At 68.9% G+C, this 13,326-nt stretch carries 12 protein-coding genes; 7 read left to right on the plus strand and 5 right to left on the minus strand.

Going from position 1 to position 13,326, the window contains the following annotated elements:
* The first annotated feature begins 97 nt into the window (after positions 1 to 97).
* The gene (locus MUU77_RS00615) at positions 98 to 1,087 is read left to right on the plus strand and encodes an energy transducer TonB (RefSeq protein ID WP_245090359.1); all 990 of its coding nucleotides are present in this window, start codon (positions 98 to 100) and stop codon (positions 1,085 to 1,087) included.
* Positions 1,088 to 1,203: 116 nt separating this feature from the next.
* Here MUU77_RS00615 and MUU77_RS00620 read toward each other — a convergent pair whose 3' ends face one another.
* The 4 genes from MUU77_RS00620 to MUU77_RS00635 form a co-directional block, all read right to left on the minus strand.
* Positions 1,204 to 2,394, minus strand: a complete 1,191-nt coding sequence (locus tag MUU77_RS00620) for an ABC transporter permease (protein ID WP_245094090.1) — start codon at positions 2,392 to 2,394, stop codon at positions 1,204 to 1,206.
* Positions 2,395 to 2,396: 2 nt separating this feature from the next.
* Positions 2,397 to 3,143: an ATP-binding cassette domain-containing protein gene (locus MUU77_RS00625; RefSeq protein WP_245090362.1), complete on the minus strand. Its 747-nt coding sequence runs from the start codon at positions 3,141 to 3,143 to the stop codon at positions 2,397 to 2,399.
* A gap of 41 nt (positions 3,144 to 3,184) precedes the next feature.
* A complete protein-coding gene (locus tag MUU77_RS00630; RefSeq protein WP_245090364.1) occupies positions 3,185 to 4,693 on the minus strand; it encodes an alpha/beta hydrolase in 1,509 nt (502 codons plus the stop codon).
* 82 nt (positions 4,694 to 4,775) lie between these two features.
* Positions 4,776 to 5,486, minus strand: coding sequence for a ferredoxin--NADP reductase (locus tag MUU77_RS00635; protein ID WP_245094092.1), 711 nt, complete (start codon positions 5,484 to 5,486; stop codon positions 4,776 to 4,778).
* Between the two features lie 143 nt (positions 5,487 to 5,629).
* On the opposite strand from MUU77_RS00635, the gene MUU77_RS00640 reads away from it, so the two are divergent.
* The 5 genes from MUU77_RS00640 (at position 5,630) to MUU77_RS00660 (ending at position 9,791) form a co-directional block, all read left to right on the plus strand.
* Positions 5,630 to 6,601 (plus strand): ABC transporter ATP-binding protein, encoded by a 972-nt coding sequence (locus tag MUU77_RS00640; protein ID WP_245090366.1) that lies wholly within the window; start codon positions 5,630 to 5,632, stop codon positions 6,599 to 6,601.
* A gap of 26 nt (positions 6,602 to 6,627) precedes the next feature.
* On the plus strand, positions 6,628 to 7,407 hold the full coding sequence (locus MUU77_RS00645) for an ABC transporter permease (RefSeq protein ID WP_245090368.1): 780 nt from the start codon (positions 6,628 to 6,630) through the stop codon (positions 7,405 to 7,407).
* Positions 7,407 to 8,159 (plus strand): DUF3800 domain-containing protein, encoded by a 753-nt coding sequence (locus MUU77_RS00650; RefSeq protein ID WP_345779068.1) that lies wholly within the window; start codon positions 7,407 to 7,409, stop codon positions 8,157 to 8,159. Before MUU77_RS00645 ends, MUU77_RS00650 begins: the two co-directional genes overlap by 1 nt.
* Before the next feature lie 118 nt (positions 8,160 to 8,277).
* A complete protein-coding gene (gene panE, locus MUU77_RS00655; protein ID WP_245090372.1) occupies positions 8,278 to 9,207 on the plus strand; it encodes a 2-dehydropantoate 2-reductase in 930 nt (309 codons plus the stop codon).
* A gap of 68 nt (positions 9,208 to 9,275) precedes the next feature.
* Positions 9,276 to 9,791 carry a hypothetical protein gene (locus MUU77_RS00660; protein ID WP_245094095.1) on the plus strand — a complete coding sequence of 172 codons (516 nt, stop codon included), beginning with the start codon at positions 9,276 to 9,278 and terminating at the stop codon, positions 9,789 to 9,791.
* Positions 9,792 to 9,803: 12 nt separating this feature from the next.
* Here MUU77_RS00660 and MUU77_RS00665 read toward each other — a convergent pair whose 3' ends face one another.
* Positions 9,804 to 10,601 carry a TatD family hydrolase gene (locus tag MUU77_RS00665; RefSeq protein WP_245090374.1) on the minus strand — a complete coding sequence of 266 codons (798 nt, stop codon included), beginning with the start codon at positions 10,599 to 10,601 and terminating at the stop codon, positions 9,804 to 9,806.
* A gap of 45 nt (positions 10,602 to 10,646) precedes the next feature.
* Between MUU77_RS00665 and hrpB the strand changes: the two genes are divergently transcribed.
* A complete protein-coding gene (gene hrpB, locus MUU77_RS00670) occupies positions 10,647 to 13,133 on the plus strand; it encodes an ATP-dependent helicase HrpB (protein ID WP_245090376.1) in 2,487 nt (828 codons plus the stop codon).
* The last annotated feature ends 193 nt before the right edge of the window (positions 13,134 to 13,326 follow it).

A 13,326-nucleotide genomic window follows, 5' to 3' on the forward strand; every position in this document is an offset into this window, starting at 1 on the left:
AGGGCCTGCGCTGACCATCCATGTCCGGACCCGCGATGATTGCGGGCCGGGACCGTGTCGCCAACATTAGAAAATGCACCTGGGGGAGTTGAAACCGATGTCCTTGACCAACACGACCGGACGCCTGCGTTACGTCGCGCCATTGCTGCTGATCGTCGCCGTGGCGGCGTGCTCCAAGCAGGACGAAGCCGCGCCCGCCACCACGCCTGCGGCCGCCACGCCTGCCGCGCCGCCGCCGCCCGCGGTATCGGCCGAAGTCCAGGCGATGGATGCCGACGCCCTGCGCGAAGCCGCCACCAAGGCGCTGCGCGAGAACCGCATCTACGCGCCGGGCGGCGACAACGCCATGGAGTACTACCTGGCGCTGCGCGACAAACTGCCCAACGATCCGGGCGTGACCAGCGCGCTGACCGACCTGATGCCCTACACGCTGATCGCCGCCGAGCAGAGCATCGCGCGGGAAGAGTTCACCGAGGCCCAGCGCCTGTCGGCCATCATCGAGAAGGCCGATCCGAAGGCGCCGGCGCTGCCGCGCCTGCAGCAGAGCATCGCCGCCGCCCAGCAGGCCGTCGCCCAGCGCGAGGTGACGGACGATGCCAAGAGCAAGGCCGATGAAGAAGCGCGGCTGAAGGAGCAGCAGCGCCTGGCCCAGCAGGCCGAGCAGCAGCGCGCCGCCGAGGCCGCCGCCGCCCAGCAGCTGGCCCAGCAGCAGGAGGCCGCGCGCCAGGAAGCGGCGCGCCAGGAGGCCGAACGCCAGGCCGCCGCGCAGCGCGAAGCCGCCGAACGCCAGGCCGCTGCCGCGCGCGCCGCCGTTCCCGCCGCGGCTCCGGCGCAGACGCTGCGTGCCGTCAGCACGCCCGCCCCGCGCTACCCGCCGGAAGCCCTGCGTTCGGGCACCCAGGGCGAGGTGCTGGTGGAGATCACGGTGGGCACCGACGGCTCGGTCACCAACGCGCGCGTGGTCCGCGCCACCCCGGCCCGCGTGTTCGACCGCGAAGCGCTGAACGCCGTCCGTCGCTGGCGCTTCGAGCCGCTGGATGCCCCGGTCACCACCCGCCGCACGATCGGGTTCAATCCGGGCAGCTGATCCCGCTTTCAACCAGGACAGACGCCGGCCTGGTGCCGGCGTTTTTCTTTCCCGGCGTCGTAAAGCGAACGGCCACCTTGCGGTGGCCGTTGCTACTTCCTGATCGGGCCTGTACCTCAGCCGGCGATCGCCAGCTTTTCCTGGTGGTAGCGCCGCACCGCGGCGTACCAGAGCAGCGCCGCCACGCCGAAGGCCGCCGCCACGTAGATGCCCCAGGTCTGCGCGCTGATGTACTCGTTGCGGATCACCTTCAGCAGCAGCTGGTTCTGCGCCAGGAACGGCACCGCGAACTGCCAGGGCTGGCTCTTCAGCGGATTGGCCATCAGGGCGAAGGTGGGGATCATCGGCAGCAGCATCAGCCAGGTCATGTGGCTCTGCGCCTCCTTCATGCTCTTGGCCGAGGCGGCCAGATACGTCAGCAACGAGGTGCCGATGAACAGCATCGGCACCAGGATCAGCAGCATCTTGCCGATGGCCAGGAACGATACGTTCAACTGCCGTCCCAGCGTGCCCGCGAACTGCGCGCTGAACTTGAAGGCCAGCAGGGTGAGCAGCAGCGTGGCCAGACCGATCACGCAGGCCGCGGCGATCTTGCCGCTGACCACGGCGCTGCGCGGTGCGGGCGTCGCCAGCAGCGGCTCCAGCGACTGGCGCTCGCGCTCGCCCGCGGTCGCATCCAGGATCAGGTAGGCGCCGCCGATGAACGAGGTCAGGATCAGCAGGTAGGGCAGCAGCACCGACAACAGCATGCCCTGCTTGGCTTCCGGCGTGGCCATGTCCTGCAGGCCGATGTTGACCGGGCGTGCGACGGAGGCATCGATGCCGCGTGCGAGCAGGCGCAATGCGCCGACCTGCTGGCTGTAAGCGTTCAGCGCGGCCTGCAGGCGCTGGGTGGGGATGTCCGCGTCGCGTCGCGTGCTGTCGCGGATGATCTCCACCAGTGCGGGACGGCCGTTGCGCCAGTCTTCGGCGTAGTCCGGACTGATGCGCAGCGCCGCGTCGATCTCCTGCGAACGGATCGCGCTGTCCAGGCTGGCGGGGGCGGGCGCTGCGGTGATGCCGTGAGTGGCGAGGAACTTCACCAGGTTGGGCGCGTGCTCGGCGCCCACCATGGGAATCTCCAGGGTCTTGTCCACCTGCGTGCGGATCCGGTTCTCGGTCAGGTAGCCCATGCCCAGCATCAGCGCCGGATACAGCAACGGTCCCAGGAACAGGGCCAGCGCCAGCGTGCGGCGGTCGCGGGAGAGGTCGCGCAGTTCCTTGCGCATCACGGTGAACACCGTGGACAAAAGACGGGTACGGAACATGTTCATGCCAGCAGGCCCTCCTCCGAACCGATCACCTTGACGAAGGCTTCCTCCAGGTTGTCTTCACCGGCTTGTTCGCGCAGCTCGTCGGCGGTGCCCGCGGCGACCACCGTGCCCTTGGCGATGATGACGATGCGGTCGCAGAGCGCGGCCACCTCCTGCATGATGTGGCTGGAGAAAATCACGCAGCGGCCTTCCTCGCGCAGCTGGCGCAGGAAACCGCGCATCGCGCGCGTGGTCATCACGTCCAGGCCGTTGGTGGGCTCGTCGAGGATGACGTTGCGCGGATCGTGCACCAGCGCGCGGGCGATCGCGGTCTTGGTGCGCTGGCCCTGGCTGAAGCCTTCGGTCTGGCGGTCCAGGATGTCGCCCATGTCCAGCGCCTCGGAGAGCGCCCGGGTGCGCTCGGCGATCTGCTGGGACGACAGGCCGTGCAGTTCGCCGAAGTAGGCGATGTTCTCGCGCGCCGTCAGGCGCTTGTACACGCCGCGCGCATCGGGCAGCACGCCCAGCGCACGCCGCACGGCGACCGGGTCGCGCGCGGCGTCGATGCCGTCGACGGTGACGTTGCCGCGGTCAGGCGTCATCAGCGTGTACAGCATGCGCATGGTGGTGGTCTTGCCGGCGCCGTTGGGCCCCAGCAGCCCGGTGATCTGGCCGTCGTGGGCGGTGAAGCTGACGCCGTCCACGGCGGTGACCGTACCGGTCTTGGTCTTGAAGGATTTGTGCAGGTCGTTGGCGATGATCATTCGGTCATGTCCTTGAAGGTGGCGGGCGCGCAGGGCGCGGCTCACGGCTCCCAGCCGTTGAAGCTGGTGAAGGGCGGCACGTAGTCCAGACTGTCCAGGCACTTCGCGTCCAGGCCCTTGGCGTCGGCCGTCTCCAGGAAGCGGCCCAGCAGCTTGGGCATGCAGCCCACGGCGAATGTCCCGTGGCCCTGCCCCTTCAGCACCAGGTGGCGGCCGTTGGACAGCGTGCGCAGCACCTGCTCGCCGTAGCGCGGCGGCGTGACCGGATCCAGCTCGCCGGAGGCCAGCAGCGTGGGGATGTCGGATGTCCACGCGGTGTGGAAATCCGCCGGCCGCCTGCCCGTGGGCCACGCGCCGCACTGCGCTTTCAGCGTATCGCCCATTGCGCTGCCCAGCACGGTGTCGCCGTCGGCGGGATCGGCCTGCAGCAGGTCGGCGTCCTCGGCGCAGATCACCGACAGCTGCATGCCGTGCATGAACTGGTCGCCCACCTGCGCTTCCAGCAGCCTGGACAGCGACATCAGCGAGCCGTAGCGGCCCTGCTGCGCTTCGTTGAGGACCAGCGGCAGCAGCGCGGCGCCCTGCGGGTAGTACGAATACATGCGGGTGATGCCGGCCACGGTGCCGGCGTTCACTTCGCCGGTGGCCAGTTCGCCGGTGGAGGGCTCGCGGTACTCGGTGTCCACCGGCGTGGCCGCCAGGCGCGCCATCAAAGTGCGCAGCTGGCCCCGCAGGTCGTCGCCGAAGCGGCCCTTGCAGGTGTCGTTCGCCTGGCAACGCTGGAACTGCAGCGCCAGCGCCGCGTCCAGGTTGCGCGCATGCTCGCTGCCCAGCACCAGCTCGTTGGGCACCACGCCGTCGATCACCACCGCGCGCGTGCTGTCGGGGTGGCGCATGGCGTACTGCTGCGCCACCCGCGTGCCATAGGAGCCGCCGACCAGGTTGATCTTCGCCGCGCCCAGCGCCTTGCGCACGCTGTCCAGGTCGCGCACGGCGTCGGTGGTGGTGTAGAAGCGGGGATCGGCCTTCAGCGAGGCGGCGCAATCGCGCGCAAAGGCGGCCGCGGCGGCCTGGCTGAGGTCATCAGGATCGCTGTAGGCTTTGCGGCCTTCCCCGTCCTTGCAGGCCAGCGGATTGGACTTGCCGGTGCCGCGTTGGTCGACCAGCACGATGTGGCGCGACTTGCGCACCTCGCGGAACGCGCCGTCGATGGCCGGCCAGACCTGCACGGCCGACTGGCCCGGGCCGCCGGCGAGGAAGAACACGGGATCGTCCGTCGCGGCCCCTTCGTTGGTCGCGGGCAGCCATGCGATGTTGAGCGCGACCTTCCGCCCCCCGGGCTTGGCCGGATCCTCGGGCACTTCGTAGCTCGTGCATTGCGCTTCGACGTTGGTGGTCAGGTAGGGCGCCGTCAGCGTGCAGGGCGTGAAGGCCAGCTCGCCATAGTGGCGGACGGCCTGCTGGTCGGGCCCGGGGGCGGCGCCGTTGCAGCCGGCGAGCGCCAGGGCGCCCAAGGCGGTCGCGAGTGTTCGACGAAACTGGTGTTCCATGCATCTGTCCCGTTTGAGCTGGTTCCAGCATGCCATGACGGCGCGGCGGGACGGATGTGACCGGCGGTCGGCGTGCCCGCGGCTATTTGCTGCTCACGTATTTTTCCCGGCGGATCAGGGGTACCGGCAGCCCGTGTTCCTTCAGGGCCTCGAAGCACGCATCCACCATGTCGGGGTTGCCGCACAGGTAGGCGACGTCGCGCGCGGCATCGGGCGCGAATTCGCCCAGATGCTGCTGCACGTAGCCGTGGCGCACGTCCGGGTGCGGATCGGCCGGAAGCTCGCGCGACAGGCAGGGCACGTAGCGGAACCCGGGATGCGCGTCGGCGAAGGCGCGGAACTCGTCGCCGTACAGCAGTTCGGCCGGGGTGCGGGCGCCCTGCAGCAGCACGACCTCCACGCCGCGCTGCGCCATCAGCGCCTGCAGCTGCGGCAGCATCGAGCGGTAGGGCGTCACCCCGGTCCCGGTGGCGATCAGCAGGTAGCGTGCGTTGCGGTCGCCGGGCATCAGGCAGAAGCGGCCGAACGGACCGCTGGCCTGCACGTGGCCGCCGTCGGGCAGGCCTTCGAACAGCGCGGTCGCCGCGCCACCGGGCACGTAGCTGACCGCGATCTCCACCGCTTCGCCCGGGCCCAGTGCATGGTCGTGGATCGTCGCCAGCGAATAGCTGCGCTTGGCCGGCGTGCCGTCGGCGTAGCTGAAGTGCACCTGGATGAACTGGCCGGGGACGAAGTCCAGCGGCTGCCCGTCGTCGCGGACGAACCGGTAGTGGCCCACACTGGGCGCCAGCATACGGCGGCCGACGAGCTTCAACGGGAAATGCACGATCGCCAAGGCGTCTGGAACACTGTGTGGCCCGGGGCGGCCCCGGCGGGACGCCTATAATAAGCGCTCGATTCCCCCCCGGGCGCCGTCGCGGCGCCACAAGGTACCCCATGGCGTCTGCGACAACGGCTTCCGCGGCGGCGCCCGCGCTGGCCATCTCCGATCTGCGCAAGGTCTACGACAACGGCGTGCAGGCCCTGAAGGGCGTGTCGCTGCAGGTGGAACCCGGCGACTTCTTCGCCCTGCTCGGCCCCAACGGCGCCGGCAAGTCCACGCTCATCGGCATCGTCAGTTCGCTGGTCAACAAGAGCAGCGGCCAGGTCGGCGTGTTCGGGGTGGACATCGACCGCGATCGCGACGGCGCCATGCGCCTGCTGGGCCTGGTGCCGCAGGAGATCAACTTCAACATGTTCGAGAAGCCGCTGGACATCTGCGTGAACTACGCGGGCTTCTACGGCATCCCCCGTGCCGAGGCGCTGGTGCGGGCCGAAGAGGAACTCAAGCGCGCCCAGCTGTGGGAAAAGGCGCACGTGATGAGCCGCACGCTGTCCGGCGGCATGAAGCGCCGGCTGATGATCGCCCGCGCCATGATGACGCGGCCCCGGCTGCTGATCCTGGACGAGCCCACCGCCGGCGTGGACATCGAGATCCGCCGCGGCATGTGGAAGACGTTGAAGGACATCAACGAGGCCGGCACCACCATCATCCTGACCACGCATTACCTGGAAGAGGCCGAAAGCCTCTGCCGCAACCTGGCCATCATCGACCGTGGCGTCATCGTCGAGCAGGGCCCGATGCGAGCGCTGCTGGCCAAGCTGGATGTGGAGGGCTTCCTGTTCGACATCGACGGCGAGCTGCCGGCGCAGCTGCCGGTGATCGAAGGCACCACGCTGTCCGCGAGCGACAGCCACACCCTGGACCTGGACATGCCGCGCGCGATGGACCTCAACCGCGTCTTCACCGCCCTGAGCGATGCCGGCATCCGCGTGCGCTCCATGCGGACCAAGAGCAACCGGCTGGAAGAGCTGTTCGTGCGCCTGACCGGCGACGAAGCCGCCGCCAAGCGGGAGCAGGCCGCATGAGCGCCGTCGATCCACGGGAGACTGCCATGACCACGCCGTTGCAGAAGAACCTGGTCGCGCTGGGCACCATCGTCCGCCGCGAAGTCGCCCGCATCCTGCGCATCTGGGGCCAGACCCTGGTGCCGCCGGCCATCACCATGACCCTGTACTTCCTGATCTTCGGCGGGCTGATCGGCAGCCGCATCGGCGACATGGGCGGCTACAGCTACATGGAGTTCATCGTGCCGGGCCTGGTGATGATGAGCATCATCCAGAACAGCTACGGCAACATCAGCTCCAGCTTCTTCGGCGCCAAGTTCGGACGGCACGTGGAGGAGCTGCTGGTCAGCCCCATGCCCAACTGGGTGATCCTGCTGGGTTACGTGGCGGGCGCCGTGCTGCGCGGCCTGATGGTGGGCGCCATCGTGCTGGTCATCGCGATGTTCTTCACCAAGGTGCGCGTGCCGCATCCGCTGGTGACCATCACCACCGTGCTGCTGGGCGCGACCATCTTCTCGCTCGCCGGCTTCGTCAACGCCGCCTACGCGAAGAAGTTCGACGACATCGCCATCGTGCCGACCTTCATCCTCACCCCGCTGACCTACCTGGGCGGCGTGTTCTATTCGGTGAAGCTGCTGCCGCCGTGGGCCGAGGCGCTGACCCACGCCAACCCGATCTTCTACATGGTCAACGCGTTCCGCTATGGCCTGCTGGGCACCAGCGACGTCCCGCTGTGGGTGGCGTACGCGCTGATGCTGGCGTTCGTGTTCGGCCTGGCCGCGCTCGGCCTGTGGCTGCTGAAGAAGGGCGTGGGGCTGCGCAGCTGATGCCGGCTTTCAGCGACTACATCGTGTTCGTCGACGAAAGCGGCGATCATGGAATGTCCAGCATCGATCCGGCTTTTCCTTTGTTCGTACTGTCGTGTTGTCTGATCAGCAAACGGGACTATGCCGACGTCATCGTTCCCGCAATGCAACGCATAAAGTTCGCGACATTCGGCCATGACACGACGGTGCTCCATGAGCGCGAGATCCGTCGTGATATAGGCCCGTTCTCTGTATTGCGCGATCCGGAGAAGAAGCAGGCATTCCTCGAAGTGCTGACAGACGCACTTGCTATCTCTCCGATGAAGATCTTCGCTGCGGTAATCGACAAGCGGCGCTTGCTGGATCGTGAAAGGGGCGAGAATCCTTACGAGGTCTCGTTGAGGTTCTGCCTTGAAAGGATCTACTACACTTTGCGCAGGCAAGGCCAAGTCGCGCAGGGGCACGCGGCGCTGACCACCCATGTCGTATGCGAATCGCGTGGTCGAAACGAGGATCGATCGCTGGAGTTGGCCTTTCGGAGGATCTGTGCGGGGGACAACTATCCGCGCGCAGAAATGCCTTTCGAGCCCGTGATTTGCGACAAGAGGAACAACTCCATCGGTTTGCAGCTGGCAGACCTGGTTGCGCGTCCCATCGGTCTTAGCCAGTTGCATCCAGGGCAGCCGAACCGAGCCTGGGACGTCATCAGGGAGAAATTGGATCACGATGCCGATGGCCGCTACCTGGGCTATGGCTTGAAGTGCTTCCCCTGAAAAACAAAAGGCCCCGACGTTTCCGCCAGAGCCTCATGCCGACCGAGAATCCCCGATCCGGGCGTGATTATAGCAACCCCTCCCGCTCAAGCCAACACCGCCCTTTGACAGGCCAACCATGCGACTGATGATTCTTGGCGCCGGCGGCACCGGCGGCTATTTCGGGGGGCGCCTCGCGCAGGCCGGCGTCGACGCGACCTTCCTGGTGCGCCCTGCGCGCGCGGCGCTGCTGCGCGAGCGCGGTCTGCGCATCCGCAGTCCACTGGGCGACGCCGACATCGCCGTGCAGGCCGTCACGGCGGATGAACTCGTCCATGCCGCCCCGTTCGACCTGGTGCTGCTGAGCTGCAAGGCCTACGACCTGGACAGCGCGATGGACGCCATCGCGCCCGCCGTGGCGGCCGGCGCCCGCGTGCTGCCCCTGCTCAACGGCCTGCGCCACTACGAAGCGCTGGACGCGCGCTTCGGCTTCGCCAACGTGCCCGGTGGCCTCTGCTTCATCAGCGCCACGCTGGGGGCCGACGGCGAGATCCTGCACCTGGGCAAGCCGGCTTCGATGACGTTCGGCGAACGCGAAGGCCAGGCGCCCGACGCGCGCCTGCAGGCGCTCGCCGCCGCCTGCACGCAGGCCGGCATCGACCACATGCACACGCCCGATATCGCCCAGGCGCAGTGGGCGAAGTACAGCTTCCTCACCGCGCTGGCCGCGGGCACCTGCCAGATGCGCGCGCCGATCGGCACCCTCGTGGCGGGCGAGGGCGGCGTCGAATTCATGACGGCGCTGCATGGGGAATGCCTGGCCGTTGCGGCCGCGTCCGGTCATCCGATACCGGCGGCAGCCCAGGCATCGGCACGCGAGACGCTGACCGCTGCCGGCTCGCCCATGAAGGCCTCGATGCTGCGCGACCTTGAGGCGGGCCAGCGTGTCGAGGCCGCGCATATCGTCGGCGACATGGTGCATCGCGCGGCGGCGCATGGCATCGCCACGCCCCACCTGCAGGCCGCGTGGGTGCACCTGCAGGCGTACGAGGCGCAGCGACCGGCCTGAGCGAGGGGCTTCACGCCGCCCTGACGGCGACTGCCTCCATGCTGCGCCACCTTTCCGGTGGCGCCGTCATGAAGCACCTGCACAGACTCTTCCTCGCCGGCCACCTGGCCATCATCGCCCTGTTCTTTGCTGCGGCCGTCTCACTCGTCGTCCTGGCCGCCAGCGAGTTGTGGCATGGCGCGATCATGGCGGGTACCGACGCCGGCCTGCGTGGTCGTTTCGACAACATCCTCGAAAGCATCGGCATGCTGACCATCGGGCTGGTCGCGCTGGAACTGGCGCAGACGGTGTTCGAAGAAGAGGTGCAGCGCGACGTGAAAGTCAGCGGTCCCACCCGCGTGCGCCGCTACCTGTCGCGGTTCCTGGTGGTCATCGTCATCGCGCTGTCGATCGAAACGCTGGTGGCCACGTTCGAGCTGATGCACGAGGATCCGCGCCAACTGCCGTACGTCATCGCGATCGGCGGCTCGGCGGCGTTGCTGCTGGTGGCGTGGGGCGTGTTCGTCCGTCTCAACCGCAGCGCCGAGGAACTCGAACCCGAGGCCATGCGGCAGGCCAAGTCCGAGGACACCAAGGTCGAGTGACACGGTTCGGGCTCAGCTGCCAACAGGCAAGCCGAAGAATGCACGCGCCGTCGCCGTCGTCGCCGCGGCCGTGACCTCGACATCCTCGCTGCGGTCGCGCGCCAGTTCGGCGACGATGTGGGCCAGGTACATCGGCTCGTTGCGGCGGTGCGAGGGTTGCGGCTTCACCGTCCGCGGCAACAGGTACGGGGCGTCGGTCTCGATCATCAGCCGGTTCGCCGGAATGTTCTTCACCAGCTCGCGCAGGTGCTGGCCGCGGCGCTCGTCGCACAGCCAGCCGGTGATGCCGATGTGCCAGTCCTGGTCCAGGCAGTCGAACAGTTCCTGCTTGGTGCCGGTGAAGCAGTGCACCACGGCCGGGCCCAGCCTGCCGTCGAAGTTCTTCATCATCGCCACGAAGTCCTCGTGCGCATCGCGCTGGTGCAGGAACAGGGGCTTTCCCGTGTCGACCGCGATCTGCAGCTGGCGCTCGAACGCCTTGCGCTGCGCCGGGCGCGGCGAGAAATCGCGGAAGTAGTCCAGGCCGCATTCGCCCACTGCGACGACTTCCGGATGCGCGTGCAGCGCGCGCATCTCGGCATCGCATTCGTCGGTGTATTCGCTGGCATGGTGCGGGTGCACGCCCGCGGTGGCGAACAGCTCGCCCGGATGCGCCTGCGCCAGGCGCAGGGCCATCGGCGAATGCTCGCGGCTGGCGCCGGTGACCACCTGCTGCACCACGCCGGCCTCGCGCGCGCGCTGGAGCACGGCGTTGCGGTCGTGGTCGAAGCTTTCGTGGGTAAGGTTGGCGCCGATGTCGATGAGATCCATGCCGGCATTTTACCGGCCAGGCTCAGGCTTTATCCTTCCTGCCGCATGCCGTCGCCCACCTTCCCCATCACCCCGCTGCTGCCGGACATTGTCCGCCGCCTGTCCGACCATCCGCGCCTGGTGCTGGAAGCGCCGCCCGGCGCCGGCAAGACCACCCAGGTGCCGCTGGCGCTGCTGGACGAATCCTGGCTGCAGGGCCGCAAGATCGTGATGCTGGAGCCGCGCCGCGTGGCCGCGCGCGCGGCGGCGGGTTTCATGGCCAGGCAGCGGGGCGAAGCGGTGGGGGACACGGTCGGCTACCGCATCCGCTTCGAGAACAAGGTCGGGCCGCGCACACGGATCGAAGTGGTCACCGAAGGCATCCTGACCCGGATGATCCAGGACGATCCGATGCTGGAGGGGGTCGGCGCGATCCTGTTCGACGAATTCCACGAGCGTCACCTGGCCGGCGATCTGGGCCTGGCGCTGGCGCTGGATGTGCAGGCGCAGCTGCGCGAGGACCTGCGCATCGTCGTCATGTCCGCCACGCTGGACGGCGAGAAGCTGGCGCGGTTCCTGGATGCGCCCAGGTTGAGCAGCCAGGGGCGGAGCTTCCCGGTGCAGGTCGCGCATTTCCCGGCGCGCAGGGACGAGACGACCGAGGTGCAGGCGCGGCGGGCGATAGAACACGCCGTGCAATCGCACCCCGGCGACGTGCTGGTGTTCCTGCCGGGCCAACGCGAGATCGCACGGGTCCACGCGCTGCTGGCGGACGCGCTGCCGCAGGACATCGTCGTGCTCGCCCTGCATGGCGAACTGCCGGTGGAGAAGCAGTCCGAAGCCCTGCAGCCCGATCCCCAGGGTCGCCGCCGCGTGGTGCTGGCGACCAACGTGGCCGAGTCGTCGGTGACGTTGCCCGGCGTGCGCGTGGTGGTGGACAGCGGACTGGCGCGGGAACCTTCGTACGATCCGAACAGCGGCTTCTCGCGGCTGGAAGTGACCAATATCTCGCAGGCGTCCGCCGACCAGCGCGCCGGCCGCGCCGGCCGCGTGGCCGAGGGCTGGGCCTACCGCCTGTGGCCACAGTCGCAGCGGCTGGATCCGCAGCGACGGCCGGAGATCGCGCTGGTCGAACTCGGTGCCCTGGCATTGGAACTGGCCGCATGGGGCAGCGACGACCTGCGCTTCGTCGATGCGCCGCCGCCCGGGGCGATGAATGCCGCGCGCGACCTGCTGCGCCGGCTGGGCGCGCTGGCGGCGTCGAACGCCATCACGCCGCTGGGCAAGCGCATGCTCGCGCTCGGCACGCACCCCCGGCTCGCGGCGATGCTGCTGTCGGCGGGCGAGGGTGAGGACCGCGCGCTGGCCTGCGATCTCGCCGCGCTGGTCGAAGCGCGCGATCCGCTGCGCATGGGCGGGGACGCGCTGGCCGCGCGCTGGCGTGCGCTGGCGGCGTTCCGCAACGGCCGCGCGCCGCAGGACGCCAACCGGTCGGGCCTGGCCGCGATCGAGGCCGCCGCCAAGCAGTGGCGCCGCCGCGTGCGCGAGGCCGGCGCGCCCCCGTCCTCGGTGGAAGCGCACCGCCTGGGCGACGTGCTGATGCACGCGTTCCCGGACCGCATCGGCTTCCAGCATCCGCAGGACGCGCGCCGCTACCTGCTGGCGAACGGGCGCAGCGCGCGGCTGTTCGACGACAGCGCGCTGGTCGGCGAGCCGTGGATCGTGGTCAGCGAGCTGCGCCATGAAGCACGCGATGCGCTGGTGCAACGCGCGGCGCCCGTGGACGAACGCTGCCTTCGCCGCGATTTCGCCGACCGCTTCGTCACCGAGGACACCGTGCGCTGGGATGCGTCGCGGCGTGCGCTGTCGGCGCAGCGCGAATCGCGCTTCGACCAGATCGTGTTCGATGCGCGCCCTGCCGGCCGTGTCGACCCCGCGCTCGCCGCCGCGGCGTTGACCGACGCCGTGCGCGACCTGGGCCTGGAGGCCTTGCCCTGGCCGGAATCGCTGCGGCAGTGGCGCGAACGCGTGCGCTGCCTGCGCGAGTGGATGCCGGAACTCGGCCTGCCGGACCTGTCCGACGACGCGCTGGTGGCGACGCTCGACGACTGGCTCAAGCCCGCCTTCGCCGGCAGGACGCGGCTGGATGCGCTGGGCGAGGACGACCTGGCGAATGCGCTGAAGTCCGGCCTCGACTGGTCGCTGCGCCAGCGTATCGACGCGCTTGCGCCGACGCGGATCACCGTGCCCTCGGGCATGGAGCGCCGCATCGAATACGCGCACGGCCAGCCACCGGTGCTGGCGGTGAAGCTGCAGGAATTGTTCGGCCTGGCCGACACCCCGCGGGTGGCCGACGGGCGCGTACCGGTGCTGCTGCACCTGCTTTCTCCGGGCGGCAAGCCGCTGCAGGTGACCTCCGACCTGCGCAACTTCTGGAACTCGACCTACGCCGAGGTGAAGAAGGAGATGAAGGGGCGGTATCCGAAGCATCCGTGGCCCGACGATCCCTGGAGCGCCCAGGCCACCCACCGGGCGAAACCGCGCGGTACGTAGCGCGTCATTACCACCTGCCGCGGCGGCGGCGCGGGCACCACGTTGGCGGCGAATTCCACTCGGCGCGGCCTGATGACCCCTGGAGCGCCCAGGCCACCCACCGGGCGAAACCTCGCGGTACGTAGCGTGCACGCTACGTGTCCGTTCAGGTGGTGGGCGAGGAACTAACATCGCGTAAACATCCCCGCACGGA

Source organism: Pseudoxanthomonas sp. F37, assembly GCF_022965755.1.
GTDB lineage: Bacteria > Pseudomonadota > Gammaproteobacteria > Xanthomonadales > Xanthomonadaceae > Pseudoxanthomonas_A.

Excerpts from the sequence above, each read along its gene's own strand:
- MUU77_RS00645 (WP_245090368.1), top strand. The coding sequence starts at position 6,628 with ATGACCACGCCGTTGCAGAAGAACCTGGTCGCGCTGGGCACCATCGTC.
- panE (WP_245090372.1), top strand. The coding sequence starts at position 8,278 with ATGCGACTGATGATTCTTGGCGCCGGCGGCACCGGCGGCTATTTCGGG.
- MUU77_RS00650 (WP_345779068.1), top strand. The coding sequence starts at position 7,407 with ATGCCGGCTTTCAGCGACTACATCGTGTTCGTCGACGAAAGCGGCGAT.
- MUU77_RS00615 (WP_245090359.1), top strand. The coding sequence starts at position 98 with ATGTCCTTGACCAACACGACCGGACGCCTGCGTTACGTCGCGCCATTG.
- MUU77_RS00625 (WP_245090362.1), bottom strand. The coding sequence starts at position 3,143 with ATGATCATCGCCAACGACCTGCACAAATCCTTCAAGACCAAGACCGGT.
- hrpB (WP_245090376.1), top strand. The coding sequence starts at position 10,647 with ATGCCGTCGCCCACCTTCCCCATCACCCCGCTGCTGCCGGACATTGTC.
- MUU77_RS00620 (WP_245094090.1), bottom strand. The coding sequence starts at position 2,394 with ATGTTCCGTACCCGTCTTTTGTCCACGGTGTTCACCGTGATGCGCAAG.
- MUU77_RS00665 (WP_245090374.1), bottom strand. The coding sequence starts at position 10,601 with ATGGATCTCATCGACATCGGCGCCAACCTTACCCACGAAAGCTTCGAC.
- MUU77_RS00640 (WP_245090366.1), top strand. The coding sequence starts at position 5,630 with ATGGCGTCTGCGACAACGGCTTCCGCGGCGGCGCCCGCGCTGGCCATC.
- MUU77_RS00635 (WP_245094092.1), bottom strand. The coding sequence starts at position 5,486 with ATGCTGGCGCCCAGTGTGGGCCACTACCGGTTCGTCCGCGACGACGGG.
- MUU77_RS00630 (WP_245090364.1), bottom strand. The coding sequence starts at position 4,693 with ATGGAACACCAGTTTCGTCGAACACTCGCGACCGCCTTGGGCGCCCTG.
- MUU77_RS00660 (WP_245094095.1), top strand. The coding sequence starts at position 9,276 with ATGAAGCACCTGCACAGACTCTTCCTCGCCGGCCACCTGGCCATCATC.